Source organism: Methylobacterium sp. BTF04, from assembly GCF_010692745.1.
Lineage (GTDB): Bacteria > Pseudomonadota > Alphaproteobacteria > Rhizobiales > Beijerinckiaceae > Methylobacterium.
Window position 1 is genome coordinate 100,572 of sequence record NZ_JAAHTB010000001.1, and the last position, 26,306, is coordinate 126,877.

At 68.6% G+C, this 26,306-nt stretch carries 29 protein-coding genes; 19 read left to right on the forward strand and 10 right to left on the reverse strand.

Features of this window, described 5'->3' with window-relative positions; translation table 11 throughout:
* Positions 1-164 precede the first annotated feature (164 nt).
* The 3 genes from G3T14_RS00445 (at position 165) to G3T14_RS00455 (ending at position 2,879) form a co-directional block, all read left to right on the forward strand.
* Positions 165-1,277, forward strand: coding sequence for a patatin-like phospholipase family protein (locus G3T14_RS00445; RefSeq protein WP_163639059.1), 1,113 nt, complete (start codon positions 165-167; stop codon positions 1,275-1,277).
* Between the two features lie 92 nt (positions 1,278-1,369).
* Positions 1,370-1,993, forward strand: a complete 624-nt coding sequence (locus tag G3T14_RS00450; protein WP_163639060.1) for a sigma-70 family RNA polymerase sigma factor — start codon at positions 1,370-1,372, stop codon at positions 1,991-1,993.
* Positions 1,994-2,087: 94 nt separating this feature from the next.
* Positions 2,088-2,879: an anti-sigma factor gene (locus tag G3T14_RS00455; RefSeq protein ID WP_246732820.1), complete on the forward strand. Its 792-nt coding sequence runs from the start codon at positions 2,088-2,090 to the stop codon at positions 2,877-2,879.
* 145 nt (positions 2,880-3,024) lie between these two features.
* On the opposite strand, the gene G3T14_RS00460 is transcribed toward G3T14_RS00455, so the two are convergent.
* A complete protein-coding gene (locus tag G3T14_RS00460; protein WP_163639061.1) occupies positions 3,025-4,026 on the reverse strand; it encodes a bifunctional riboflavin kinase/FAD synthetase in 1,002 nt (333 codons plus the stop codon).
* 255 nt (positions 4,027-4,281) lie between these two features.
* Here G3T14_RS00460 and G3T14_RS00465 point away from each other — a divergent pair, with 255 nt between their 5' ends.
* Positions 4,282-4,665, forward strand: a complete 384-nt coding sequence (locus G3T14_RS00465) for a response regulator (RefSeq protein WP_018046001.1) — start codon at positions 4,282-4,284, stop codon at positions 4,663-4,665.
* 59 nt (positions 4,666-4,724) lie between these two features.
* Complete coding sequence (locus G3T14_RS00470) at positions 4,725-5,258, forward strand: protein phosphatase CheZ (RefSeq protein ID WP_163639062.1); 534 nt, start codon at positions 4,725-4,727, stop codon at positions 5,256-5,258.
* Between the two features lie 47 nt (positions 5,259-5,305).
* Here G3T14_RS00470 and G3T14_RS00475 read toward each other — a convergent pair whose 3' ends face one another.
* Entirely contained in the window at positions 5,306-6,211 is a 906-nt protein-coding gene (locus G3T14_RS00475; protein ID WP_163639063.1) for a TIGR01459 family HAD-type hydrolase, read from the reverse strand.
* A gap of 289 nt (positions 6,212-6,500) precedes the next feature.
* Between G3T14_RS00475 and uraH the strand changes: the two genes are divergently transcribed.
* Complete coding sequence (gene uraH, locus G3T14_RS00480) at positions 6,501-6,890, forward strand: hydroxyisourate hydrolase (protein WP_163639272.1); 390 nt, start codon at positions 6,501-6,503, stop codon at positions 6,888-6,890.
* Positions 6,891-6,897: 7 nt separating this feature from the next.
* Positions 6,898-7,521, forward strand: coding sequence for a 2-oxo-4-hydroxy-4-carboxy-5-ureidoimidazoline decarboxylase (gene uraD / locus G3T14_RS00485; protein WP_163639064.1), 624 nt, complete (start codon positions 6,898-6,900; stop codon positions 7,519-7,521).
* 1 nt (position 7,522) lies between these two features.
* On the opposite strand, the gene G3T14_RS00490 is transcribed toward uraD, so the two are convergent.
* A complete protein-coding gene (locus G3T14_RS00490) occupies positions 7,523-8,968 on the reverse strand; it encodes an EAL domain-containing protein (RefSeq protein ID WP_163639065.1) in 1,446 nt (481 codons plus the stop codon).
* Between the two features lie 305 nt (positions 8,969-9,273).
* On the opposite strand from G3T14_RS00490, the gene G3T14_RS00495 reads away from it, so the two are divergent.
* The 3 genes from G3T14_RS00495 to G3T14_RS00505 all read left to right on the forward strand — a co-directional run bounded on the left by G3T14_RS00495 (position 9,274) and on the right by G3T14_RS00505 (position 12,212).
* Complete coding sequence (locus G3T14_RS00495) at positions 9,274-9,495, forward strand: heavy-metal-associated domain-containing protein (RefSeq protein ID WP_163639066.1); 222 nt, start codon at positions 9,274-9,276, stop codon at positions 9,493-9,495.
* Between the two features lie 244 nt (positions 9,496-9,739).
* A complete protein-coding gene (locus G3T14_RS00500) occupies positions 9,740-11,413 on the forward strand; it encodes a formate--tetrahydrofolate ligase (RefSeq protein WP_163639067.1) in 1,674 nt (557 codons plus the stop codon).
* Between the two features lie 118 nt (positions 11,414-11,531).
* Positions 11,532-12,212, forward strand: coding sequence for a spermidine synthase (locus G3T14_RS00505; RefSeq protein WP_163639068.1), 681 nt, complete (start codon positions 11,532-11,534; stop codon positions 12,210-12,212).
* A gap of 44 nt (positions 12,213-12,256) precedes the next feature.
* On the opposite strand, the gene G3T14_RS00510 is transcribed toward G3T14_RS00505, so the two are convergent.
* From G3T14_RS00510 to G3T14_RS00520, 3 genes are all read right to left on the reverse strand, one after another.
* On the reverse strand, positions 12,257-12,478 hold the full coding sequence (locus G3T14_RS00510; RefSeq protein ID WP_163639069.1) for a hypothetical protein: 222 nt from the start codon (positions 12,476-12,478) through the stop codon (positions 12,257-12,259).
* Between the two features lie 163 nt (positions 12,479-12,641).
* Positions 12,642-12,953 (reverse strand): hypothetical protein, encoded by a 312-nt coding sequence (locus G3T14_RS00515; protein ID WP_246732821.1) that lies wholly within the window; start codon positions 12,951-12,953, stop codon positions 12,642-12,644.
* Positions 12,954-13,041: 88 nt separating this feature from the next.
* Positions 13,042-13,602, reverse strand: coding sequence for a GNAT family N-acetyltransferase (locus G3T14_RS00520; RefSeq protein ID WP_348645178.1), 561 nt, complete (start codon positions 13,600-13,602; stop codon positions 13,042-13,044).
* 287 nt (positions 13,603-13,889) lie between these two features.
* On the opposite strand from G3T14_RS00520, the gene zapE reads away from it, so the two are divergent.
* The 4 genes from zapE to G3T14_RS00540 all read left to right on the forward strand — a co-directional run bounded on the left by zapE (position 13,890) and on the right by G3T14_RS00540 (position 18,973).
* Positions 13,890-15,125, forward strand: a complete 1,236-nt coding sequence (zapE, locus tag G3T14_RS00525; protein WP_163639070.1) for a cell division protein ZapE — start codon at positions 13,890-13,892, stop codon at positions 15,123-15,125.
* A gap of 428 nt (positions 15,126-15,553) precedes the next feature.
* Entirely contained in the window at positions 15,554-16,033 is a 480-nt protein-coding gene (locus G3T14_RS00530) for a (2Fe-2S)-binding protein (RefSeq protein WP_163639071.1), read from the forward strand.
* 17 nt (positions 16,034-16,050) lie between these two features.
* Positions 16,051-18,387 carry a xanthine dehydrogenase family protein molybdopterin-binding subunit gene (locus G3T14_RS00535; protein ID WP_163639278.1) on the forward strand — a complete coding sequence of 779 codons (2,337 nt, stop codon included), beginning with the start codon at positions 16,051-16,053 and terminating at the stop codon, positions 18,385-18,387.
* A 205-nt stretch (positions 18,388-18,592) separates the two neighbouring features.
* Positions 18,593-18,973 (forward strand): hypothetical protein, encoded by a 381-nt coding sequence (locus G3T14_RS00540; protein ID WP_163639072.1) that lies wholly within the window; start codon positions 18,593-18,595, stop codon positions 18,971-18,973.
* A gap of 83 nt (positions 18,974-19,056) precedes the next feature.
* On the opposite strand, the gene G3T14_RS00545 is transcribed toward G3T14_RS00540, so the two are convergent.
* Both G3T14_RS00545 and G3T14_RS00550 read right to left on the reverse strand, forming a co-directional pair.
* The gene (locus G3T14_RS00545; protein ID WP_163639073.1) at positions 19,057-19,290 is read right to left on the reverse strand and encodes a hypothetical protein; all 234 of its coding nucleotides are present in this window, start codon (positions 19,288-19,290) and stop codon (positions 19,057-19,059) included.
* 256 nt (positions 19,291-19,546) lie between these two features.
* On the reverse strand, positions 19,547-19,768 hold the full coding sequence (locus G3T14_RS00550; protein ID WP_163639280.1) for a hypothetical protein: 222 nt from the start codon (positions 19,766-19,768) through the stop codon (positions 19,547-19,549).
* 433 nt (positions 19,769-20,201) lie between these two features.
* On the opposite strand from G3T14_RS00550, the gene G3T14_RS00555 reads away from it, so the two are divergent.
* The 5 genes from G3T14_RS00555 to G3T14_RS00575 all read left to right on the forward strand — a co-directional run bounded on the left by G3T14_RS00555 (position 20,202) and on the right by G3T14_RS00575 (position 25,085).
* The gene (locus G3T14_RS00555; RefSeq protein WP_163638975.1) at positions 20,202-20,339 is read left to right on the forward strand and encodes a hypothetical protein; all 138 of its coding nucleotides are present in this window, start codon (positions 20,202-20,204) and stop codon (positions 20,337-20,339) included.
* A gap of 931 nt (positions 20,340-21,270) precedes the next feature.
* Complete coding sequence (locus G3T14_RS00560) at positions 21,271-22,239, forward strand: sulfate ABC transporter substrate-binding protein (RefSeq protein WP_204262549.1); 969 nt, start codon at positions 21,271-21,273, stop codon at positions 22,237-22,239.
* Between the two features lie 69 nt (positions 22,240-22,308).
* Positions 22,309-23,163, forward strand: a complete 855-nt coding sequence (cysT, locus tag G3T14_RS00565) for a sulfate ABC transporter permease subunit CysT (protein WP_163639074.1) — start codon at positions 22,309-22,311, stop codon at positions 23,161-23,163.
* Entirely contained in the window at positions 23,156-24,034 is an 879-nt protein-coding gene (cysW, locus tag G3T14_RS00570) for a sulfate ABC transporter permease subunit CysW (protein WP_163639075.1), read from the forward strand. The genes cysT and cysW overlap by 8 nt, the downstream gene beginning before the upstream one ends.
* A gap of 4 nt (positions 24,035-24,038) precedes the next feature.
* Complete coding sequence (locus G3T14_RS00575) at positions 24,039-25,085, forward strand: sulfate/molybdate ABC transporter ATP-binding protein (protein ID WP_163639076.1); 1,047 nt, start codon at positions 24,039-24,041, stop codon at positions 25,083-25,085.
* 73 nt (positions 25,086-25,158) lie between these two features.
* On the opposite strand, the gene G3T14_RS00580 is transcribed toward G3T14_RS00575, so the two are convergent.
* Positions 25,159-25,677 carry a hypothetical protein gene (locus tag G3T14_RS00580; RefSeq protein WP_163639077.1) on the reverse strand — a complete coding sequence of 173 codons (519 nt, stop codon included), beginning with the start codon at positions 25,675-25,677 and terminating at the stop codon, positions 25,159-25,161.
* Between the two features lie 153 nt (positions 25,678-25,830).
* Positions 25,831-26,271 carry a hypothetical protein gene (locus tag G3T14_RS00585; protein WP_163639078.1) on the reverse strand — a complete coding sequence of 147 codons (441 nt, stop codon included), beginning with the start codon at positions 26,269-26,271 and terminating at the stop codon, positions 25,831-25,833.
* Positions 26,272-26,306 lie beyond the last annotated feature (35 nt).

Genomic DNA, 26,306 nt, shown 5'->3' on the forward strand with positions numbered 1-26,306 from the left:
TCGCAGCCTATCCCATGTCGCATCCCGCGCGGGATGTCGAGTTTTGCGCGTCCGTCCGGGTAGCAGGGCTGCGCCGGGGACAGGGAACCCCCTCGCCGTCGCCCCTGTTGGTCCGCCGTCCAGTGTTTATATTGCACTGCAACATGAACAACCCGGAGACGACGATGCTCGATTCGCAGCAACCCGGATCGGTCGATTCGGCGCCAGAGGTCCATGTGGAGGCGCTGCTTCCCATGGAGCCGTCGGCGACCACCCGGGTCATGGCCGGCCCGAAGGCGGAGAAGACCGTATCGCTTGCGTTGCAGGGTGGCGGTGCGCACGGCGCCTTCACCTGGGGCGTGCTCGACGCCCTGATCGAGGACGGCCGCCTCGGTTTCGAGGCGATTACTGGCGCGAGTGCGGGGGCGATGAACGCCGTCGTCATGGTCGACGGATGGCTCGAAGGCGGGCCGGACGGTGCCCGCGCGGCCCTGGAGCGGTTCTGGCGCGAGGTCAGCCTCGACGGCGATTTCTGGCCGGCTCAGCGCAGCGTCTTCAACGGCGTGTTCGGATTCTGGAAGGACAATCCCGTCCTCGAATTCTGGGGCCGCATGGTCAAGTCGAGCCCCTACGTCGCCAATCCGCTGAACTACAATCCGCTTCGCAAGGCATTGGCCGCGCAGGTGAATTTCGAGCGCCTGCGGGCGGCCGAGACGGCGGCGATCTACGTGTCGGCCACCAATGTCTGGACCGGCAAGCTCGCCCTGTTCGAGCGCGAGACCCTCCACGTCGACCACCTCATGGCCTCCGCCTGCCTGCCGACGGTGTTCCAGGCGGTGGAGATCGACGGGGTGCCGTACTGGGACGGCGGCTATCTCGGCAACCCGCCGCTCTATCCCCTGCACCGGGGTGCGCGGACCCGCGACATCCTGCTCGTCCAGATCAATCCGGTGGAGCGGCGCGAGACCCCGCGCTCACCCCAGGAAATCCAGGACAGGCTCAACGAAATCACCTTCAACGCCAACCTGATGCGCGAATTGCGGGCGATCGATTTCCTCGACAATCTCATCGCCGAGGGGGTGCTCGGCCAGGGCGATTACAAGCCGCTCTACGTCCACCGCATCGACGGCACCGGGGCGCTCGACGAATATCAGGCCTCCTCGCGCCTCGATGCGCGTTGGCGGGTGTTCCAGCGCCTGCGCGACAAGGGTCGCGGTGCGGCGCAGGCCTGGCTCGCCGAGCATTACGACGGCATCGGCCGCACCTGCACCCTCGACCTGCAGGCGACCTATCAGTAACCACCGCCCCCGGGGGATTCCGGGGGCCGCCGCCACATGACCTATCGTCGAGGCGGGCGGATTAAAGGACGCGGCCTGTACGTTGACCCAGCATGACGACTGAATCGAACAGAGCCGGTCCCGCCGCCATCGTCGATCTCCTCGTGCCGCTGCGGCGCTACGCACGGGCGCTGACCCGCGACACCTTGCGGGCGGACGATCTCGTCCACGACACCCTGGTCCGTGCCCTCGAATCGGGCCAGGTGTCGCGGCCGAATACCAATCTGCGGACCTGGATGATGACGGTCCTGCACAACGTCTTCATCGACGACCAGCGTCGCAAGCGGGTGGAATCCCGCCACGCCGAAGCCCTGGTTCAGATGGGCGAAGAGGTCGCGCCGCCGGCCCAGGAAGCACAGATCCGGCTCGCACAGATTCGCCGCGCCTTCCTCACCCTGCCGGAGGAGCAGCGCGCGGCCCTCCACCTCGTGACGCTCGAGGGCATGGCCTATGCCGAGGCCGCCAGCGTCCTCGGCATTCCCATCGGCACGCTGATGTCGCGGCTCGGCCGGGGCCGGGCGGCATTGCGGGCATTCGAAGAGGGCGAGGCCGGCGACACCAGCCGGGAATCGCCGGGCGAGCGCCCACGTCTGCGCCTCGTGCCGCCGCAGAGGCATCGCGAATCGAACGACGATTCGGAAGATGCCCCCGACCTGCGCAGAGCCGCGCGAATCTGACAGACTATCGCCGAGGAGCTGCCGCACCATCGGCGTGCGTTCCCGACCGCATGGTCGGGGACCGATGCCGAACCGGCGGGTGGCCGAGACAAGAATGGAACCGACAGCGATGATCGACCCGATCACCGATAGCGACCTCACCGCCTTCGTCGACGGCCAGCTCGATGTGATGCGGCGCCTCGACGTCGAAGCGCATCTCGCCCGGCATCCCGAGGCCGCCGCCAACGTGATGGCCGATCTCCACGACCGCGACGCCCTGCGCGAGGCCTTCACCCCGCATCCCGGTCCCGGCCCGGAGCGCAACCGGGCCGCCGCACGCCGCCTCGACCGGTCCATCGCCTGGCGCCGGGTCGGCGACCGCCTGCGCCGCGCCGCGGTGATCGCCCTCCTGGTCGGCGCCGGCTGGCTCGCACATTCCGATCCCGGCTCGCTCGGCGTCCCCGATACCTTCGCGTCTCCGGTGGACCCGGCCTTGATCAGCGACGCGCGCAACGCCCGCGAAGCCGCCCAGATCCGGGCCCGTCTCGCGTCGCAGCAGACGGTGCCGAGCTCCTATGACCGCGCGGGAATCGCCGCCGCCACCGGCATCGCCCTGCCCGACCTGCCCGGCGATTGGACGGTGCGCGACGTACAGATCGTTCCGGCTCGCCATGGGGCCGGGGTCGAGGTCGTGATCGATGCCGGCGCCCTCGGCGAGGTGTCCCTGTTCGCCACCCGCCGCAGCGAGGCCGCCCTCGACGCCGGGCTGGTGACGAGCCCGGGTGACGGCGAGACCGCCTACTGGAATGTCGACCGCTCGGCCTTTGCCCTGAGCGGCGGCCACGACCATGCCGGCCTCCAGGACGCCGCCCGCCGTCTCGCCACGCCGGACGCCGCCAAGCTCTGATCCCAAGCTCTGCCCCCCCGCGCCGCGAACAATTTCGGGGGCGGTAACCCTCCTCGAGGCCTCCGCTTAGGATCGGGCAAAGATCGGGAACACGCCGATCCCGGCACGCAGACGCTTTGATGCATCTGCGCTGCCCCCCAGCGCCCTATCCGAGCATGGAGGCGACGGTGTCGGCGGCGATGAGGGCGCGTGCCTGGGCGGCATCGACGTGCATGCGGGCGATCAGGGCATCGGCCCCGTCGAAGCGTTCCTCGCCGCGGATGTAGGCGAGGAACTCGACCTGGATGGCCTGCCCGTAGAGGTCGCCCGAGAAGTCGAAGAGGTTGACCTCGAGCAGCGGCGCGCCGTCGTCGAAGGTCGGCCGGCGGCCATAGCTCGCGACCCCGTCACGCAGGCTGCCGTCGGGCAGCCGCACCCGTACCGCATAGATGCCGTGGGCCAGGGAACACGCTTCCAGGGCGACGTTGGCGGTGGGGTATCCGAGCGTGCGTCCGCGCTTTTCGCCGTGGCGCACCACTCCCGAGACGAACCAGCGATAGCCCAGGAGCGCATTGGCCCGGGCCATGTCGCCTGCGCCCAGGGCCGCCCGGATCGCGCTCGACGACACCGCCTCGGTCGCGCCGTCGAGGGCGACGGGCGGGATGATGCGGCAGGTCAGGCCGGCGGCGGCACACAGCCGGGCGAGCACCGCCGGCGTCCCTTCGCGGCCGCGGCCGAAATGGAAGTCGTGGCCGATGACGACCCCCGACAGGCCGAGATCGCGCTTGAGCAGCCGCGTGACGAAATCCTCGGCCCCGGTCCCGGCGAGCGCGGCATCGAATCGGCGGACGATGAGGCCGTCGAGACCGAGGCGGGCGAAGACGGTCTCCTTGGCCGCGGCATCGGTCAGGCGGAACATCGGCTGGTCGGGGGCGAAATACGCGCGCGGATGCGGTTCGAAGGTGAGGGCCACGGCCGGACGGCCGGAGGCGGCCGCCGTTTCGCGCACGGCGGCGATGAGCGCCCTGTGGCCAAAATGCACCCCATCGAAATTTCCGATGGCCGCGACCGCACCGGCGATCGCCGGCGGCACCGGCTCGTCCTCGCGGCAGATGGTGAAGGGGCGTGGCTGCGCGGGCGGCGCGGCGGACTCGTCGCCAGGCGACATCGTATCCCAAAGGTTCGGCGGCAGGGGCAATTGGACGAAGTGCGGCGGAACCTGTCGAAATCCGCCGAGGGGGTCAAGCGAGCAGGCGGGCGCATCGCACCGGGATGAAGACATCGTCGGGCAGTTAACCGCTTCGCAATTCGATGCTGCGTAATTTCCATCGGAAGGAGCGCCGACCCTTGGCGCTCCGGCACATTCTGTGAAGGGGCGCGGCTCTGCCGCATCGTCCCTCGATCTGACGGAGCACAACGAGCCATGGCCCTCGACCTCGGCATGCCGATCCTCGTCGTCGACGACTATCAGACGATGGTCCGCATCATCCGCAACCTTCTCAAGCAGCTCGGGTTCGAGGAGGTCGACGACGCCTCCGACGGCACCGCCGCCCTGGCGCGCTTGAAGAACCGCAAATACGGCCTCGTGATCTCCGATTGGAACATGGAGCCGATGACCGGTTACGAGCTGCTGCGCCACGTCCGTGCCGACGAGGCCCTGCGCACCACGCCGTTCATCATGGTCACCGCCGAGTCGAAGACCGAGAACGTCATCGCCGCCAAGAAGGCCGGCGTGAACAACTACATCGTCAAGCCGTTCAACGCCGCGACGTTGAAGAGCAAGATCGAGGCGGTCTGCGGCGCCTGAGGCGCCATTGGCCACCGCATTCGAACGAAGAGACGGCACATCGGAGGGGGTAGGATTCGATGGCACTCGCAGCCAAGGCGCGGAAGACCACCGCTGCGCCGGACAAACCTTCGCTGATCCGTGAGCTCGTCGAGATCGCGGACTACATCGCCCACCTGCGCACCGAAATCGCGGCCCTGCGGGCCAACGAACTGACGCGCGATCGCCTGCCCATGGCGCACGAGGAACTGGGCAGCGTCGTGGAAGCCACGGCGGGCGCCACGAACTCGATCATGAACGCGGCCGAGGAGATCCTCGGCCTGCCCGACGACAAGAACTATCGCGCCGTCGTCGAGGCGCGGATGAACGACATCTTCGAAGCCTGCACCTTCCAGGACATCACCGGCCAGCGTATCGGCAAGGTGGTGGAGGCCCTGCGCCAGCTCGAGACCCGGTTGACGCGCTTCGCCGCCGCCGTGAAGGCCAAGGACGAAGGCGGCATCGATCCGGCAGAGGTCGAGCGCCGGGTGCGCAACGAATTGCTCATCCTCAACGGTCCGCAGCTCAAGGGACCGGCGACAGCCCAGGACGCCATCGACGCCATGTTCGATTGACGCCATGTTCGATTGACGCCGGGGCGCTCGCACCATTCAGACAGTCCCTACCAGACCAGCCGCTCGATGATCGCGTCCGGTCGCACCGACTGGCGGCCGAGCCAGTGCGCGATGTCGCCCAACGTCTCGTGCTCGGCCAGGACGCCGAGTTCCTCGGCATGGATGCCGCGCGCCACCAGCAGGTTGGGAATCCCGTAGCCTGCGGCTCCGGCGATATCGGTGCGCAGCGCATCGCCCACCGCGAGCACGCGGGCCGGCTCGGGCGATGCGAGACCATCGAGATGCCCCGCCATCGCCAGGGCGGCCTCATAGACCGGCCGGTACGGCTTGCCCGCATAGACCACGCTGCCACCGATGGCCGCATAGGCTTCGGCGATGAGTCCGGCGCAGGGAATCAGCTTTTTGTTGCGCTCGACCACGAGATCGGGATTGGCGCAGATCATCGGCACGTCGCGGGAGCGGAATGCCGCCAGCGTCTCGCGATAATCCTCGGCCGTCTCGGTGTTGTCGTCGAACAACCCGGTGCAGACGATTCGCGTCGCCTCGGCCGCGGATACCCGCTGCACGTCGAGACCTTCGAAGATCGTGGCATCGCGTTCGGGTCCGAGATGGTGGATGCGCTCCCCCGGCCGCTCGGCCAGGAGGCTGCGGGTGAGATCGCCCGAGGTCAGGATCGCATCGTAGGCCGCGCGCGGCACGCCGTAGCCGTCGAGGATCGCCTGCACCCCCGCCCAGGGGCGCGGCGCGTTGGAGACCAGGACGACCCGGCGCGGGCGGCCGGAGCCTTCGCGCGCCTTGAACCGGATCAGCGCCTCGCCGGCGCCGACATGAGCCCGCGTTCCGTCATGCAGCACGCCCCACACGTCGCACAGAATCACGTCGTAGCGGTCCGCGATGGCACCGAGCCCCGGGATAATCGGCACGGTGCCCGGGACGGACGGGTGTTCGGTCATGCGGAGGGCCTGTGTGGCAGAGGGCACGGGCGCACCCACGGATGAGCAGGTACGCCCCAGGGCCGCCCGGTTAGGCGGAGAGCCGTGCGAAATCAACGCCGCGGCCGGCGCCCCCCCGCCTTTGGCGCGCGCAAAAGGGCATGCATTCTGCAACGCGCCGATCGGCAAGCGGACGATCCGGACAGAGCCGTCGGATGCGGCCCTTGGCCGGGTGGAGGAGACGTGCATGACGTTCGCAACAGGTTCGCGCCGGATGGTGCTGGGTCCGCTCTTCGCCGTGGCTGCCATGATGGCGCTGCCCGCCCGTGAGGCGGCCGCTGAGGAAACCGGGCGCCTGACGACGCACGTTCTCGACACGGCGAACGGCAAGCCGGCCGGCGGCATGACGATCGATTTCTACAAGATGGAGGGGGACACCTACCGTCTCGTCTCCTCGATGCAGACCAACAAGGACGGCCGTACCGAAAAGCCGCTTCTGGTGGGCGATGCCGTCACCGTCGGCCGCTACCAGATCGTCTTCCATGTGGCGGCGTATTTCTCCGGCCTCGGCACCAAGCTCTCCGAGCCGCCATTCCTCGACACGGTGCCGGTGCAATTCTCGATCTTCGATGCCAAGGCGCATTATCACGTGCCTCTGCTCACGACCCCGTGGAGCTACTCGACCTATCGGGGGAGCTGAGGCGTCGATGGGTCCGGCCCTGCTCGTCTCCGGCGCGCTCTGGCTTGCGGCCGCCACCCTGGCACCGCTCCCCGGCACCGGGCCGGCACTCGTTCGCGTCGGTGCGGAGACCGGGATTCTCGCCCTCGACACGGTCAACCGGATGGACCGCGAGGCCTTCGTGGCGGCCTTCGGCGGTATCTTCGAGAATTCGCCCTGGGTGGCCGAGCGGGCCTTCGCCGCCAGGCCGTATGCGAGCCGCGACGCGTTGCACGCCGCGATGATGGCGGTGGTCGTATCGGCCACCGATTCAGAGAAGCGGGCGTTCCTCAACGCGCATCCCGAGCTCGCCGGTCAGGCGGCGCGGTCGCAACGGATGACCACGCATTCGGTCTCCGAGCAGGGCAGTGCCGGTCTCGATCGCATGAGCGACGCGGAATTCGACCGCTTCGACCGGCTCAATGCGGCGTACCGGGCGCGGTTCGGGTTCCCATTCATCATCGCCGTGCGCGGGCGCAGCCGCGCGGCCATCGTCGCGGACTTCGAGCGGCGGCTCGACAATGCCCCCGCGGCGGAGATGGCGGCGGCGCTGGCCGAGATCGGAGCCATCACCCGCATGCGCCTGGAGCGTAAGCTCGGGCCGTTCGAGTAGATCACCCCGCCCGGCGCAGGAAATCCCGGAACGGACGGCGCTGCGGCGGCGGCTCGGGATCGTCGCCCGCAGGTGCGGGCGGGGGCTCCGGCGGCGACGGGGACGCGGCCAGCACCTCGGCCCGGACGACCCGGGCCGGAGCGAAGACCGACCCTTGCGCCATCGGCACGTCGAGGTCGATCAGGTCGGGCACGTCGCTCTCGCGCTCGACCCCGTCGGCGACGAGGCGGATGCCCGCCCGCCCCAGGGCGGCCACGAGGTCTTCCAACGCGATGTCCGGCATCGCCTGGCCCGCGCCGGGGCGCAGCAGCAGGTCGGCCGGAACCTTGACCTGGGAGATGCCGCGGTCGGCCAGCGCCAGGGGGTCGAGGCGCAGGTCCACGGGGCGGTCGAGGACGAAGCCGATGCGGCCCCGCAGGTCGCCGAGCGTCTTGGCCTGCTCGGCATCGAGGCTGCGCCAGCTCGTCTGGGGCAGCGCCACCACGAGGCGTCCGGACAGGTCCGGCTCGCCGGCGATCAGGTGCCCGAGCGAACGCAGGAAGCCGGGCTCGAACAACGAGCGTGGCGACAGGCCATAGGCCACCGCCGCCTGACTGCCGCGCCCGGCGAGATGCCGCGCGATGGTGGCGACCCGCTGGAGCATGCGCCGGTCGAGGTCGGTGGTGCGGCCGTGGCGCTCGAGCAGGGGAAGGAACACGTCCGGCGCCAGGGTCTCGCCGGCCACGCGCAGGCGCGCCAGCGCCTCGTAGGACACGACCCGGCGCTGCGGCAGTGAGACGATGGGCTGGAGATGGACCTCGAGACCGGTGCCGTCGAACGCCGCGAGCAGGGCGGCCTCACGCTCCAGGTCGCGCTCCGGCGCCGCCGCCGCAAAGGCGAGCGACCGGGGCGTCCAGGGGGCGGTGGACCCGGATGGCTCGCGTTTTGGCGCCGCGATCTCGGCGACGAGCGGAGGGGGCGGTACGGCGGCCCGGACGGGAGGGGGAATCTCGGGGGCGACGAAGCGCGGCGCAGCCTTCAGGCCGGCGATCTCGTCGTCCTGCGCGGCGACGACGGCGGCCAGTTCGCGCACGATGCCGCTGAGGAGGCCGATCTCGGCGGTGACCTCCTCGACGCCGGCCACGAGGTCGGCGGTCTCGCGATCATCGGCGATGGGCGGCGGGGCGCCGGCCTCGGCGGCGCGGACCTGCTGGTCCGCGATGATGCGGGTGACGGATTCGAGGCGCAGCAGGCGCTGAGACAGCACGTCGAATTCGCCGGACAGCTTCTCGCAGCGCGCCGCCAGACGAGTCGCGCGCCTATGGGCGAGCAGCGCCGCCGACCCACCCGCAGCGGCCAGGGCGAAGGCGCCGGCGAGCGGGGCGTAGAGGGACAGGGGCGCCACGATGGCGAGCCCGAGAAGACCCAAGGCCCACAGGCCGCCACGCCGGCCGACGATCCGGGCCATCGGTATGCTCTTATCCTCTGAGACGATGGGCGCACGTCCGCGGTCGGGCCGCGGGGGGGTTGCGAATCGCACCCAGGTTCGTTTGTCGCCGAGACGCCAAGCGCTCACAAGACGCCCAGGAGAAGCACCGGCCGATTTTTCCGAACTGTGACTTGACGTTCGCGGCGTCGGGTCACGTGCCGCTTGCGCTCGGTACATGCCTCCGCGGCACCGGAAACACAGCCCCTCAATCGCGAAAACTTGCATCGCGTGCGGGACGGGCCGACATCAATGGCACCCCATCGAATGCCGGAGCGCGAAGTGTCATGGACGCGATGCAGTCGGACCTCCTGATCCAGGTCGAGGGCATGACCTGCGACGGCTGCACGCAGGCGGTTCGCCGGGTGATCCTGCGCCTCGACCCGGAGGCGAGAATCGCGGTGGACCTCGATCACGGCTGCGTCGCGGTCACGACGCGCGAGCACAGCCTCACCATCGCGGAGGCGCTGACCCAGGCAGGTTACCCCGCCACCGCGATGAGCGGCTGAGCGGCGACCGCACAGCGCTTGATCCCAAACGAAATTTTGTCCGCGCGTTGAAAATTTCCGACGCGCTTTTCCTTGCCCCATCGATCAAACTGGTGTGATCGGACTACCGTGGCCGCATGAGGCGGTCCGCACGGCTCAAGGCCGGCGGCCCGTCTCAGGACGCGGGATCGGCACGGCTCGAGCCGGCCGACGAGAAACGCCAACGCGACGGGTCGTCGCGAAAAAAAATCGGGAGAGACGAGGCATGCCTTCAGACATCGAGATCGCCCGCGCGGCGACGTTGAAGCCGATCACCGAGGTCGCCGCCAGGATCGGCATCCCGGACGAGGCCCTGCACCATTACGGACGGCACATCGCCAAGATCGACCACGGCTTCATCAAGGGTCTCGAAGGCAAGCCCGAGGGCAAGCTCGTCCTCGTCACCGCCATCAGCCCGACCCCCGCCGGCGAGGGCAAGACCACCACGACGGTGGGCCTGGGCGACGCGCTCAACCGCATCGGCAAGAAGACCGTGATGTGCCTGCGCGAGCCCTCGCTCGGCCCCTGCTTCGGCATGAAGGGGGGTGCGGCCGGCGGCGGCAAGGCGCAGGTGGTGCCGATGGAGCAGATCAACCTGCACTTCACCGGCGACTTCCATGCCATCACCTCGGCGCACTCCCTCGCCGCCGCGCTGATCGACAACCACGTCTACTGGGCCAACGAGCTCAACATCGACGTGCGCCGCATCGCCTGGCGCCGGGTGGTCGACATGAACGACCGCTCGCTGCGCGCCATCACCTCGAGCCTCGGCGGCGTCGCCAACGGGTTCCCGCGTGAGGACGGGTTCGACATCACCGTCGCGTCGGAAGTCATGGCGGTGTTCTGCCTCGCCAAGGATCTCGACGATCTGGAAGCGCGGCTCGGCCGCATCGTCATCGCCGAGACCCGCGACCGCAAGCCGGTGACGCTGGCCGACGTGAAGGCCACGGGCGCCATGACCGTGCTGCTCAAGGACGCGCTCCAGCCCAACCTCGTGCAGACGCTGGAAGGCAACCCGGCGCTGATCCATGGCGGCCCGTTCGCCAACATCGCCCATGGCTGCAACTCGGTGATCGCCACCCGCGCCGGCCTCAAGCTCGGTGACTACGTGGTGACGGAAGCGGGCTTCGGCGCCGATCTCGGCGCGGAGAAGTTCATCGACATCAAGTGCCGGCAGGCCGGGCTGAAGCCCTCGGCGGTGGTCATCGTCGCCACCGTGCGCGCGCTCAAGATGCATGGCGGCGTCTCCAAGAAGGAGCTCGGCTCCGAGAACCTCGAGGCCCTGGAGAAGGGCTTCGCCAATCTCGCCCGCCACGTCGCCAACGTGCGCAGCTTCGGCTTGCCGGTGGTGATCGGCGTCAACCACTTCTATGCCGACACCGATGCGGAGCACACCAAGCTCAAGGAGCTGTGCCGGGACAAGCTCCAGGTCGAGGCGATCACCTGCAAGCATTGGGCGGATGGCGGTGCCGGCGCCGAGGAACTGGCCCAGGCCGTCGTCAAGCTGGCCGAGGGCGAGCAGAAGCCGTTGACCTTCGCCTACGAGACCGAGACCAAGCTCATCGACAAGGTCCGCACCATCGCGACGAAGCTCTACGGCGCCGCCGACATCTCCATCGATTCCAAGGCCGCCACCAAGCTCGCGCAGTTCGAGAAGGACGGCTACGGCCAGCTTCCCGTCTGCATGGCCAAGACCCAGTACTCGTTCTCCACCGATCCGAACCTGATGGGCGCGCCCACCGGCCACACCATCGCGGTGCGCGACGTCCGTCTCTCGGCGGGTGCCGGCTTCGTCGTGGTGATCTGCGGTGAGATCATGACCATGCCGGGCCTGCCCAAGGTGCCGGCCTCGGAGGGCATCCACCTCGACGCCAACGGCCAGATCGAGGGACTGTTCTAGGACCTGTCGCGCATCTCCCTTCCCCCCCAAGGGGGGAGGGTCTTGCGGACGACGTGATCCCGCGGCGTGCCTGTGCTAGCGGGACGGTCATGACGTCGCTTCTCCCCCAGTCCCGCCCGTGATCCCCTGGGTCGCCCTCGACACCGCAGCGATCCCCGGAGATGCCGGGGTTTTGCGCCTGTTGCAGCGGGGCACGGAATTCTCGATCCGGATCGGCCACAACGAGCTGATGAACAGCCGGTTGAGCGGATCGGAGGAGGCTCTGGCCACCCTCACCTGCGCGCGGATCGGCAACCGCCCGGGCGCCCGGCTGCTGATCGGCGGCTTCGGCATGGGATTCACCCTGCGCGCCGCCCTCGATGCGCTACAGGCCGATGCCCGCCTCGTGGTGGCCGAACTGGTGCCCGCCGTGCTGGCCTGGGGACGTGGCCCGCTGGCGCATATCGCCCGCGATACCCTCGCCGATTCGCGGGTGGAGACGCACGAGGGGGATGTGGTCGCGGTCATCCGCGGCGCACCGCTCGCCTACGATGCGATCCTGCTCGACGTGGATAACGGCCCCGAGGGCCTGACGCGGCTGGCCAACGACCGGCTCTACGATGCGTCGGGTCTGGCGGCCGCCCGTGCGGCCCTGCGTCCGGGCGGCATATTGGCGGTGTGGTCGGCCCATCCCGATCCGGCCTTCACCCAGCGCGTGGCCCGAGCCGGCTTCGCGGTGGAGGAGGTCAAGGTGCGGGCGGGGCGCTCGCGCGGCGCCCGCCACACGATCTGGCTCGCGACGCGGCCCGAACGGCGCTGACGCCGCGACCCGAACCACCGGGATGTCTCACTCCGGCAGAGGCGTCAGGCCGAGGCGCGCCGCCGTTCGCGCTGGCGGCTGAGGCGGGTGGCGCCGTAGATCTCGGCCATGTGCTGGCGGGCCGCCTTGATCGGTGGCGCGTTGCGCTCGGCGCAGGCCGCCGCGATGACGCGCAGGGTGTCGGCGACGGAGCGCTCCAGGCCGATCTCGGCCCGTCGTCCGTCGATGGCGCGGAATGCCCGCGCGGGAATGTCGGTCCTGTTCATGGAAGGCCCCTCGTGGCCGCCCTCTGACGGGGCGATCGAGACCAGCATCGGGGGTCGGCTTGGCCGTAACAAGGCAGCTTGGCCGTAAGTCGCGAAGAGAAGCGCCCGGGCCGCGACAGCATCGGATTGCCGAAATCCGTCGCTCCACTGGCCGGGCGGCGCGTCAATCGCGGCTGCTGCCCTCGTTGAACTTGTCCTTGCAGATATATCCGACGAAGCATTTCGGATTGTCGCGGGTGACTTCGAAGGAGGGCTTGGGCGCCTCCGGCAGCGGGCAGAATCCACCGTCGCGCACGAAGCGGGAATAGGTCCCCGGCCCGGTATCGAGCACGATTGCCCCGGCGCGGGTGACGAGGTCGGCGGCCTCGGCGCAGGTCATGGCCGGGGTGGCGGGACGCGCCTGCGCCTGGGCGCTCACCGGAGCGACGAGGGGGCAGGCGAGCGTCAAGGCTAGGTGGGTGAGGCGGACTCTCATGACGTGACGGGCCTCGGCGAGGGCGGAAGCCGCGATGCGACCAACGGCTCCGAGATAGGCCGATGCTTAAGGCACAGCAACGCCGCGCTCATGCGGCCGACAGCGCCAGGGTGAAATCGAAGGCCTCGGCGACCCCCTCCTGCCACAGCGAGACCGGGGTCGGACGAGCGAGGTGCAGGGCACCATCGGCCTCGTCGCCCTGGATCCGAAGTGACGCGCCCACCTTCCGGGCCAGACCCTGCATCGGCCGGTTCCAGCTCAGGCACCGGACGTGGAGATCGCGGACGCCGCGGTGGCGGGCCGCCCCGGCGATGCGGCGGAACAGGGCCTGCCCGAGGCCGTTGCGGCGATAGCCGCGCTCCACCGCGAAGGCGGCCTCCGCCTCCGGTCCGAGCATCCGTCCGGGGGAGCGGGCGCCTGCGGGGCGCAATTCGCCGAGCCCCCGGAGCGTGCCGGCGACGAAGCCGCCGAACATCAGCCCATCCGCCCGCATGGCGTTGCGGGCATAGGTGCGCGCGGCTGTGTCGCTGAGCGTGCCCATGAAGCGCTCGGCACGGGTCTCGGGGTCGAGGCGCAGGATGTAGTCTTGCACTTGAGCGTCGTCGCTCGGCCACAATCGGCGAACGAGGGGCAGGATAGTGTCGGGCACGGCAATCTCCGGGTCTCTGGTGCTGTCGCGCACACAGGAAAGTCCGGACGCCTCCTCCCTGGAGGTCGGGCAGATGTGGCATCGCCAAACCGATTGTGCAATGCAACATTCGATGACACCCGTCAGGCCTGCGCCGACGGGCGGGGTTGATCCCGCACCGGCGGCGCGGCAGACCCGGAACGGCTCCGGCAGGGTCCGGCAAGGTCTCTGGAACGGGGTTGTCGCGCGGCCGGTCTCACAAGCCCGTCCGTGGTCTCACGTCGCCCGTCTCCAAGGTTGTCATCGCCGTGCGCTCGCCCTCGCCTTCCGACTTCCAGCCGTCCGAGACTGCGCGCGCGGGCGCCGTCGCACCCGGCCCGGTCTTCGACCGCTACGAGGCCCTGGTCGGCTCCGGTGCCATCGAGCGCGACCCGGCGCAGATCCACCTGGTGCGGGCGCTCGACCGGCTGGTGCAGGATCTCGACCGCCGCCGCCGCGCCCGGAAGGGCAGCGCGCTCGGCTGGCTGTTCGGCAAGCGCGATGATGCGGCCGCGCCGCTGAAGGGCCTCTACATCTGGGGCTCGGTAGGGCGCGGCAAGACCATGCTGATGGACCTGTTCCACGAGGCCGCGCCCGGCCCCAAGCGCCGGGTCCATTTCCACGGCTTCCTCGCCGATGCGCACGAGCGCATCCACGCCCACCGGCAGGCGCTGAAGGCGGGCACCGCAAAGGGCGACGACCCGATTCCGGTGGTCGCCGACGCGCTCGCCGACGAGGCGACGCTGCTGTGTTTCGACGAGTTCACCGTCACCGACATCGCCGACGCGATGATCCTCGGGCGCCTGTTCGCCGCCCTGTTCAAGCGCGGCGTCATCGTGGTGGCGACCTCGAACGTCGAGCCCGACAGGCTCTACGAGGGCGGCCTGAACCGCGCCCTGTTCCTGCCTTTCGTCGCCGAGTTGCAGAGTCGCGTCGACGTGCTGCGCCTCGATTCGCGCACCGATTTCCGGCTGGAAAAGCTCGGCGGCGCCTCGGTCTACCATGTGCCGGCGGATGAGACGGCGGCCGAGGCCCTGGCGCGGGCCTTCAAGGGGCTCACCGGCAAGGCCAAGGGCAGGCCCGCCACGGTCCGGGTGCATGGCCGCGACGTGGCCGTGCCGGAAGAACTGGCCGGGGTCGCGCGCTTCACTTTCGCAGACCTCTGCGCGCAGCCGCTGGGGGCGTCCGACTACATGGCCGTGGCGAGGGCCTTCCACACGGTGATCCTGTCCGACATCCCGGTGATGGGCGCTGACAACCGCAACGAAGCCAAGCGCTTCATCACCCTGATCGACACCCTCTACGACGCCCACGTGAAGCTGGTCGCCTCGGCCGCGGCCGAACCGCAGGACCTCTACACCGCGACGGAGGGGCGCGAGGCCTTCGAGTTCGACCGCACCGTGTCCCGCCTCATCGAAATGCGCTCGTCGGACTATCTCGGACTTCCGCACGGAGCGGGTGATTCCGGTGCGTCGGGCGCGAGCACCGGTCTCGTCGAGACCTGAGCCGCAAGGCCCGGCAATGCGCGACCGGCGACACCGTCGGGGCGTACCAACCCACGGAATCGCCACCGAGATCACGCCCTTTCGCCAAGCCGTGCGCAACGGCACATCGAGCCCCCGGCCAAGGTCTGACCGACGCGGTCCCGGACGTGATCCTGGTTGCACCGCGGGACCCCGTCCGCTTAGTTGTATTTATTCCGAAGTACGGAGCATGCAGAGGGGCGGGGCAGAGCTTTCGTGCATCGCAACGGTTACCGGACGATGCGAACCGGACCCGCCGCGAAGTGAAGACCCGATCGATGCGGAACCGCGACGCGTTCGCCCGTTCCCAAAAACCCGACATGAGACTGAAGCCGGCCCTTCTCCGATGACGGATCGGCATATCGCCGGTCCCGACCGGCCCATGGCCCGATCCATGACAGGATACACCGATGATCAAACTCACCGTGAACGGAGCTGAACGCAGCTTCGACGGCGATCCCGACATGCCGCTGCTGTGGTACCTGCGCGACGAGGTCGGCCTCACCGGCACCAAGTTCGGGTGTGGGCAGGCCCTGTGCGGCGCCTGCACGATCCATGTGGGCGGCACCGCGATGCGCGGATGCGTCACCCCGGTCTCGGCGGCCGAGGGTCAGGCCGTGGTGACCATCGAGGGCCTGTCCCCCGACGGCAATCATCCGGTCCAGGTCGCGTGGCGCGATCTCAACGTCGCCCAATGCGGCTACTGCCAGTGCGGGCAGATGATGCAGGCGGCCTCCCTGCTCACCGATACGCCGAAGCCCACCGACGCACAGATCGACGAGGCCATGAGCGGCAATCTCTGCCGCTGCGGCACCTACCCGCGCATCCGCGCCGCGATCCATCAGGCCGCCGGCCAGGCTCCTGTCGCCAATACGGGAGAGCGCCTGTGATTCACGAAGCCAAGCTGATGGCCGAGCAGGCCACCCCGAACCGCGAGACCCCCCTTCTCGACACGGTGCCCGGCGCCCTGGCCAATGTCAGCCGCCGCGCCATGCTCGGCGGCATGGGCGCCCTCGTGCTCGCCCTGTCCTGGCGTGATCCGGCCAGTGCCGCGGAGAAGGACGAAGGCCCCAAGAAATACGGCGCCGACGCCATGCCGCATGGCTGGCAGGACGACCCGAAGGTGTTCGTCGCCATCGCTCCCGACGGCACCGTCACGGTGACCTGCCACCGCGCCGAGATGGGCCAGGGGGTTCGCACCTCCATCGCCTTCGTGGTCGCCGACGAGTTGGAGGCGAACTGGGACAAGGTGACAATCGCCCAGGCCTGGGGCGACGAGGCCCGCTTCGGCAACCAGGACACCGACGGTTCGCGCTCGCTGCGGCACTTCTTCCAGCACCTGCGCCACGCGGGTGCCGCCGCCCGGCTGATGCTGGTCCAGGCCGCCGCCAAGCAGTGGAACGTCCCGGTCTCCGAAGTTCGGGCCGAGAACCACGTCGTCACCCACGCCAAGTCGAAGCGCAGCCTGGGCTACGGCGAGATCGCGGCCGCCGCCGCCGAACTGCCGGTGCCGGCCCGCGAGAGCGTGGCGCTGAAGGAGTCGAAGGACTTCAAATACATCGGCAAGGGCAAGATCGGCCTGATCGACAACCGCGACATCACCACCGGCAAGGCGATGTACGGCATCGACACCCGTCTCGACGGGATGCTCTACGCGCTGGTCGCCCGCCCCGCCGTCTATGGCGGCAAGGTGGTGAGCTACGACGACACCGAGGCCCTGAAGGTCCCGGGCGTGGTGAAAATCTTCAAGATCGACGCGCCCGAGATTCCGTCCGAGTTCCAACCGCTCGGCGGCGTCGCCGTCATCGCGAAAAACACCTGGGCGGCGATGAAGGGCCGTGAAGCGCTCAAAATCACGTGGGACGACGGTCCGAACGCCGGCTACGATTCCGTCGCCTTCCGGGGCGAGCTGGAGAAGGCCGCGCGCGCACCCGGCAAGGTGGTGCGCAATCAGGGCGACGTCGACGGCGCCATGGCGAAAGCCAAGACCCGCGTCGAGGCCGAGTATTTCGTGCCGCATCTCGTCCAGGCCCCGATGGAGCCCCCGGCCGCCACCGTGCGGATCAAGGACGGTTTCTGCGAAGCGTGGGCCTGTACCCAGGCGCCCCAGGCGACGCATGATCGCCTCGCCAAGAAGCTCGGCCTCGCCACCGACAAGGTGCGGGTGAACATGACGCTGCTCGGGGGTGGTTTCGGCCGCAAATCGAAGCCCGATTACGTGCTCGAAGCCGCTCTGTGCAGCCAGGCCGTCGGCGGTGCCCCGGTCAAGCTGACTTGGACCCGCGAGGACGACCTCCACCACGGCTATTACCACACCATCTCGGTGGAGCGGATCGAGGCCGGCCTCGACGCCAAGGGCATGCCGGTGGCGTGGCTGCATCGGTCGGCGGCTCCCACCATCGGCTCGATCTTCGCGCCGGACCCCAAGCACGAACTTCCGTTCGAGCTCGGCATGGGCCTGACCAACACGCCGTTCGCGGTGCCCAACATCCGCCTGGAGAACCCGGCCGCGGATGCGCATGTGCGCATCGGCTGGTTCCGCTCGGTCTCGAACATCCCGCACGCCTTCGCGATCCAGTCCTTCGTGGCGGAACTCGCGCATGCGGCGGGGCGCGACCCGAAGGATTACCTCCTCGATCTCATCGGCCCCGATCGCAAGATCGACCCGACGAGCATCGGCGACGTGTGGAACTACGGCGAGGACCCGGCCCGCTATCCCATCGAGACGGGGCGCCTGCGCGGCGTCATCGAGGCGGCAGCCAAGGGCATCGGCTGGGGTCGCACGATGGCCAAGGGCACCGGACTCGGCATCGCGGGGCATTACAGCTTCGTCACCCACACGGCGGTGGCCGCCGAGGTCGAGGTGGGGGCCAAGGGCGAGGTCAAGGTCAAGCGCATCGACATCGCCATCGATTGCGGGCCGCAGGTGAACCCGGAACGCATCCGCTCGCAGATGGAGGGCGCTGTCGTCATGGGCATGGGTCTCGCCCTCTCGGCCGAGATCACGTTCAAGGACGGACGCGCGCAACAAAATAACTTCGACGGCTACGAGATCACCCGCATCGACGCGGCGCCGAAGGAGATCCACGTCCATCTGCTGCCGAACCCGAACTTCTCGGGGCCGCTCGGCGGCGTCGGCGAACCCGGCGTTCCCCCGGTGGCGCCCGCCATCGCCAACGCGGTGTTCGCCGCCACCGGCCGGCGTATCCGTCAGCTGCCGATCCGCGACCAGTTGAGCGTCTGATTCCAGCGGCGCGTCCGTCCCCTCGACGGGATGGACGCGTCTCCTGAACGACAACAGGGGAGCCGCTCCGTGCGGCTCCCCTGTTGTCGTTTGCGGCAACCGATTGCGCTTTTCTCGGAGCCAGCGCCGCCATCGGCGGGTTGAGAGGACGAGCGCCGCGTCGCGGGCGCTTCCTCCAGACGAACGACATTCAGGAACAGCATCGATGACGCGACATGCGTGGCTCGCCGCCGGACTTCTCGCCGCTTTCACCGTCCCTGCGCTGGCCTCCCCATGCGCGGACCGGCTCACGAAGGTCGAGAGTCTGGCGAAGGACAAATCCAAGAACGCCATCTCGGCCTCCACCGGCGGTCAGGCCGGGGCCGGCGCGCGCGGCGGCCAGGGTGTGACCGGAAACAGCGGCGCCGGATCGGCAGAGGCGGCCGCACCTTCCGAGAAATCGGCGGAAGCCGGCAAGGGCGGCGACCTCGCGATCCAGGCCAAGGTCGCCCTCGACGAGGCCCGCACCGCCGACGGCAAGGGCGACGAGACGGCCTGCATGGAGGCGCTCGGTCGGGCCCAGAAGCTCCTCGCCACCGCGCCCTGAACGGCGAAGGGGGCACCCTGTCGGATGCCCCCTTCGTTCATCGCACCAATGGCAGCGCCGCGAGAATGCGACGCCCTGCAATCTTACATGCGGTGCATCATCCGCTTCTTCATCATACGGCGGTGCATCATCCGCTTCTTCATCATGCGGCGCTCCATCATCCGGTCGTGCGTGGACATCATCCGCACCTGGGTGACGGGGGCAGCCCCGGCCTGGATCGCGGCAGGCCCGGCGGGCAGCGCCGAGGCCGAGCCGAGGCCGAGGGTCAGGCCGCCGAGCAGGGTGGCGGCCGCGAGGGCAAGCGTCGTCTTCGTCATGATTTCCGGTCTCCCGTCTCTCCGCTCAGGCATCGCCCTGCGAACGCCGAATCCTGACGATCCGAACCCTGGAGATGCACGTGAGCCGGCACGCATCCCATCGCAGGTGATGACGCGAGCCTGCAACGGCGGCATCGCCGAAGGCGCGAACACGCATCATCCGTCCCCCGCCGATGGAGCGCGGGGATGGGTCGGTTACGGACCGGTCGAGCGGAAAGTTTCAGGCGTCCCAGCCAATGGGGCGCCCCGCGATACGTCAGGCGGCCGCGTCGAGAGCGTGCCGGTTGCCGTTGATGCCGGCGCACAAATCGTCGATCTCCGCAAGATCGAGGGCCTCGCCCGACTCGCTCGCGATGGCATCGATCAAATGATCCTGCCGCGGATTAAAAGGATGGCCCTGTAAACGGTAAAATTGATAATAGCGCAAAGCTGCCAATACAGTGTTACGCTCCCGATCTGTCATTGTAATATTTTGCATATCGTCAGATCTCCCGCGGTCCGATGAAAATTTTCGGAAAACAACCGCTCTGCGACGCATTGAGCTTGGCGTTTGTAACCTCGGTTGGGCGGCTTCGTCCATCGCCGGAAACCCTTCGCTAACCATCCCGGGAAGCCCACGGACGGCGTCCGTGAGTCCAAGTCTTTGGCCGCATGGCATTTCCGCTGTGGCGGACCACCGGGACTTTTTTTTCGACACGGATCGCGGTCGATTGCCTTGACAGCCCTGCGATTTCTGGAAACGCGACCGAGCAGTGAAAAATGTTCTTAACCGTACTGCGGCATTGTTCCGAATGGACCGGCACGCCCATCCTGGGTGCGGCGCGGTCGGCGAGGCCGGAGTAACCGCTCATGCCCAAGATCCAGACGGAACGCGCCTGCGCGGGCGGAGCGGACCGGATCGGATCGGACCGGTGCCGCCACCGCTGAGTGCGAACATCCGTCGCCATCTCGGCTCGAGCCTGCGGAACTTCTATGCCGACACCCTGGTCGAACCGGTGGATGCACGGATCGAAGCGCTCATCGCGCAACTCGATAAACCGAAATCCTGACGGACCCCCGGGCCTTCGCCGCGCTTCCGCATCGCCGGACCCCGCTCTCGGTGGTTTTTGTCTGCTCGCGTTCATCATGACAGCGGTATTCTGGCTTTGGTTCGGGATTCGTCATGCGAAACGCATCGGAATCGCCTAAGAACCGCCAAGCTCAAACCATCAAGCGAAGCCATGACCGTTCTCGCCCTCGTCGTCGCCGGCAACATCCTCCTGGCGGCCGCCTTCTCGCTCGTCGCCGTGGTGGCCGACTGAGCCTGTCCGGATTCCCGCCGATCTGATTCGCCAGCAGGCGGTTCGCGATGACCGGCCAGGGGCTCTCCGGAGCCCGGCCGGGTGCGATGGCGCCATCGGCCCACGGAACCCCGTTTTCGTCGCACGGTTGAAGCGCGCAGTCTCCGGATTGCGGAGCATCGCCTCCCGGCTCTCCTCCTGCCATGGACGCGTCCGGGGCGGGGCCGCGCATGACCTCGCCGGACACGCGCCAGGTTCGAAGGCGAGGCGGCACGTCGATCCGTCCTTCCCAGGAGTATCGCCCGCGGCAGGATCGAAAAACGTTCTCTCTAACGAACGCGCCCACTATAAAACGATTTGCTCATCTGAGATCGGATCGGGGAATTTTGTTTCTATTTCCCGAAAATACCTCGGCTGAGACGTGTCGATCCTGAGAATTCGAACCAGCTTACGCTCTGACGGGTGTCGACCGAGACTTGACATCGTTCTGTAAAAAGAACGACATCGCCACGGGGATTGGCTCTCGCCGGCGGCGGCTCGGCCGCCTCCACGCGATGCACCGTTTCGGAGATGTAGGGTGAGCGACGACACTTTCAGCCAGACCGGGACTTCCCCCAAGGCCGGGTTCGCCCGCCGGACGCCCGGCTCCGCGCGCCCGAAATCCGTCGCCGCCCTGTGCCTGATCGGGTGCCTCGCCGCGATGCCGATGGCCACGACGGCCTTGGCCCAGACCGAATTGCTCAACGTCTCGTACGATCCGACGCGCGAACTCTACAAGGACATCAACGCCGCCTTCGTCGCGGATTGGAAGGCGAAGACCGGTGAGACGGTGGTGGTCCGCGCCGCGCATGGCGGCTCGGGCTCGCAGGCCCGCACGGTGATCGACGGCATCCCCGCCGACGTGGTGACCTTGGGCATCCCCTCCGACATCGACGCCATCGCCCGGCTGTCGAAGAAGATCGCGCCCGACTGGCGCACCAAGCTCCCCAACCAGGGCCTGCCCTACACCTCCACGGTGGTGTTCCTGGTGCGCAAGGGCAACCCGAAGGGCGTCAAGGACTGGGGCGACCTCGTCAAACCCGACATCAAGGTCATCACCCCGAACCCGAAGACCTCGGCCGGCGGACGCTGGAACTTCCTCGCCGCCTGGGGCTACGCCTACGAGAAGGAGGGCAAGGATGCCGACAAGGCCAACGCCTTCGTCGGACAGGTCTACAAGAACGTGCCGGTCCTCGACACCGGCGCGCGCGGCTCCACCGTGACCTTCGCGCAAAGGGGCCTCGGCGACGTGCTGCCGACCTGGGAGAACGAGGCCTACCTGGTGTTCGACGAGTTCGGCCGCGACAAGTTCGACGTGGTGGTGCCCCCGACCTCGATCTACGCCGAGCCGCCGGTGGCCCTGGTCGACGCCAACGTCGACAAGAAGGGAACCCGCAAGCAGGCCGAGGCTTATCTCCAGTTCCTCTACTCGGACGCGGCGCAGGCGATCTTCGCCAAGCATCATTACCGGCCGCTCAAGCGCGAGGCCGCCCGTCCCGAGGACCTCGCCCAATTGCCGGATCTGAAGCTGTTCAAGATCGAGGACCTCCAGGGCAACTGGGACGACATCCAGAAGAAGAATTTCGACAATGGCGGTCTGTTCGATCAGTTGAGCAAGGCCGGGCGCTGAGGCGCTTCCGTCTCTCCCCCGCCGGGGGGAGATGCCCGATCCGAGCATCGTGCCCGTCAGGACACCACCATGGCCCAATCCCTTCGCCCGCGGCGGCGTTTCCGCCAGCCGAGCGTGATTCCCGGTTTCGGACTCACCCTCGGCTACACCCTCACCTGCCTCGGGGTGATCGTGCTGCTGCCGCTGGCCGCCCTGGTGACGCGGGCCTCGGGCCTCGGCCTGTCGGGCATCTGGGATGTCGCCACCGATCCGCGGGTGGCCTCGGCCCTGCGCGTCAGCTTCGGCGTCTCGCTTCTGGCGGCGCTGACCGCCTCGGTGTTCGGGTTCCTGATCGCCTGGGTGCTGACCCGCTACACGTTTCCCGGCCGCAAGATCGTCGACGCGGTGGTCGACCTGCCCTTCGCTCTGCCGACCGCCGTCGCCGGCATCGCCCTCGCCTCGCTCTACGCGCCCAACGGGCTCGTCGGCGCCCAGCTCGCCAAGTTCGGAATCGAGGCCGCCTACACGCCGGTGGGCATCTACATCGCCATGGTGTTCATCGGATTGCCGTTCGCGGTGCGGACCGTGCAGCCGCTCATCGTCGAGATCGACCGGGAGATCGAAGAGGCCTCCGCGACCCTGGGGGCCACCCGCCTCCACACCCTGGTCCGGGTGGTGCTGCCGCCGCTGATCCCGGCGGTGCTCACCGGCTTCGCGCTCGCCTTCGCCCGCGGCGTCGGGGAATACGGCTCGATCATCTTCATCGCCGGCAACCTGCCCTACGTCTCCGAGATCGCGCCGCTGCTCATCGTGATCAAGCTGTCGGAGTTCGACTATGGCGGCGCTTGTGCCATCGCCACGATCATGCTGGGCATCTCGTTCGTGACCCTGCTCGCCATCAACCTGATCCAGGCCTGGAGCCGTCGGAGATTCGGCTATGTCTAAGGCGATCCCACACGGCGACATCGGCCGGCCGGCCAGCGTCGTCACCGAGGGCAGCCGCGTCCGCTGGCTGCTGATCGGAACCGCGATCGCCTTCCTGGCGCTGTTCCTGGTGCTGCCCCTGGTCACGGTGTTCGTGCAGGCCTTCGCCAAGGGCTGGGAAGCCTATCTGGCGGCCTTCACCGAACAGGATGCCCACGCGGCGATCCGGCTGACCCTGATCGTCGCGGCCATCGCGGTGCCGTTCAACGTCGTCTTCGGCATCATGGCGTCCTGGGCCATCGCCAAGTTCGAATTCGCCGGCAAGAACCTGCTGGTGACCCTGATCGACCTGCCATTCTCGGTCTCGCCGGTGGTCTCGGGGCTGATCTACGTGCTGGTCTTCGGCGCGCAGGGGCTGATCGGGCCCTGGCTCATCGAGCACGACATCCAGATCATCTTCGCGGTGCCCGGCATCGTGCTCGCCACGATCTTCGTCACCTTCCCGTTCGTCGCCCGGCAGTTGATCCCGCTGATGCAGGAGCAGGGCACCGCCGAGGAGGAAGCCGCGTTGACCCTCGGAGCGTCCGGTTGGCACGCGTTCCGGACGGTGACGCTGCCCAACATCCGCTGGGGGCTCCTGTACAGCGTGCTCCTCTGCAACGCCCGCGCGATGGGTGAATTCGGCGCGGTCTCGGTGGTCTCGGGCCACATCCGCGGCCTCACCAACACGCTGCCGCTCCACGTGGAGATTCTCTACAATGAGTACAACTTCGTTGCCTCTTTCGCCGTCGCCTCCCTCCTTGCCGGCCTCGCTCTTGTCACCCTCGCCGTCAAATCCGGCCTCGAATGGCGCTACAGCGCCGACATCGCGGCGGGCGCACGGGGGCATTGAGCCCGTGACCGGCTCCACGGCGATCCGCGTCGAGAACCTGTCGAAGACCTTCGACACGGCGGCGGTCCTGCACGACTTCACCCTCGACGTGCGGGCGGGCGAATTGCTGGCCCTGCTCGGCCCCTCGGGCTCGGGCAAGACCACCCTGCTGCGCATCATCGCCGGGCTCGACTTCCCCGATGCCGGCCGCATCGTGTTCGGCGCAGAGGACGCCACGAAGCTCCCGGTGCAGCAGCGCGCCGTGGGCTTCGTGTTCCAGCACTATGCCCTGTTCAAGCACATGAGCGTCGCCGACAACATCGCCTACGGGCTCAACGCGCGGAAACGCTCCGAGCGTCCGGCCAAGGCCGAGATCACGCGCCGCGTCGGCGATCTCCTCGACCTGATCAAGCTCTCCGGGTTCGCAGACCGCTATCCGAGCCAGCTCTCCGGCGGCCAGCGCCAACGCATCGCCCTCGCCCGGGCGCTCGCCGTCGAGCCGCGGGTGCTGCTGCTGGACGAGCCCTTCGGCGCCCTCGACGCCCAGGTGCGCAAGGACCTGCGCCGCTGGCTGCGCGAGATCCACGACCGCACCGGCCAGACCACGATCTTCGTCACCCACGACCAGGATGAGGCGCTCGAACTCTCCGACCGCGTCGCCGTGCTCGACAAGGGCCGCCTCGAACAGGTCGGCACCCCCGACGAGGTCCAGGAGGCGCCGGTCTCCGCCACCGTCCTGAAGTTCCTCGGCGACACCATCGAGGTCGAGGCGATCGCGCAAGCGGGCGAGGTCCGGGTCGACGGACAGCTCACCCCGGTAGTGGCCCCCGCCGGTCTCGTCGGCCCGGTGAAGCTCTATGCGAGGCCTTGGCAGCTCCAATTCGCGGAGGCCGATCGGGCCCATCTCCACGGCACCGTCCGCTCGTCCTACCGGACCCAGGGGCGCCAGCGCATCGAGGTCGACCGGCCCGGGGGCAAGACCGTCGTGGTCGAGGCCTCGGACACCGCCCGTCTCGCAGCCGGCCTCCCGGTCGGCCTGCGGATCGTCGGAGGCCACGTCTTTCCAAACTGAAAAGGCTTTCCGAACTGAAACGGTTTGCCGCGGATCGGCCCCGCGGGACCGTCGCCCCGTCCGAGGGGCGCGGTCAGCCGGCGGCGGACACCAGTCGCGACTGGAGGAAGCCGCCGATCTTCTTCAAGTAGAATTCCAGGCTGCGCGCCCGCCCCTCGGCCTCTTCCGCGCGGGACTGGGCCTCTTGCGCCCGGGTCTGGGCATGCCGTGCCGCCAGTTCCGCTTCCCGGCGGGCGAGACTGATCTCGCGGATCTTGAGAGTGGCGTCCGCGAGCTCACGCTGAGCGTCCCGGGCCTGCAACTCCCAGGTCGCCCTGTCCGCTCGGGCCTGCCGAAGCTCGGCCTGCATCTGCGTTCGCTCGCGATGGGTGAGTTGGATCAGGTCGAGGGCCTGGGCCGAGATCAGGTCCGCGCGCACGCGCAGGTCCTGCATCGATTCCACCGCCCGCTCGACGAGCCGAAGGGTGCGCGCGCCATCGCACTCTTCGGCCGCGTCCGCCGCGTCGGGCTTGTACACCGTCAGGACTTGCGTCTCGCGCACCGCCGGAAGCTGGATGAGATCGACCCTGTCGAATCGGGCACGCGCGGACATCGACGATCGAGGCGAGAGATCCGACACAGGACAGGCTCCGGCGAAACGAAAACGCCCTGGAGCGTTCTTGGGCGAGGTGAACCGGTCTCACCGCGACATCGACCCAGCCGCTTGCGAACGGAGAGCCGATCCGGTGTTCACGGCAGAACGGCGCTAGGGAACCGAGGTTTCGGCCCGCGGTGCCTTGCGGGTGAAGCCGTCCACCACTGCATCGTGCAACCGGCCCAGCCACTCTTCGGCGTCGCTGGCGCGCTTTTCGGCGAGATCGGCCCGGTTCTCGGCGGCCGCCACCTGCGCCTCGAGGAAGCGTGCACGCTCCACCGCCTGGACCACGGTGCGCCTGAGTTCCTCCTCCAGTTCGCTCTGGCGCTCCTCGCTGATGCGGATCGCGGCCGTGGCTTCGTGGATGAGATCGAGGGCCGACGACCAGTCGCGACGGCCCGCCGGGACGACCTCGCCCGTCGTGGGAAATTCGCGGGGGGCTTCCAGCGCGACCAAGGGCTCGCCGCTCGCGCGGCCGGCCTCGGGGCGCCCACGCAGGAGCCAGGCGGCGGCAGCGGAGGTCTCTCTCTCACGCACGGCGTTCTCGGTCATCGTCGGCATTCCTCAGAGTCTGCGTCCGTGTTCCG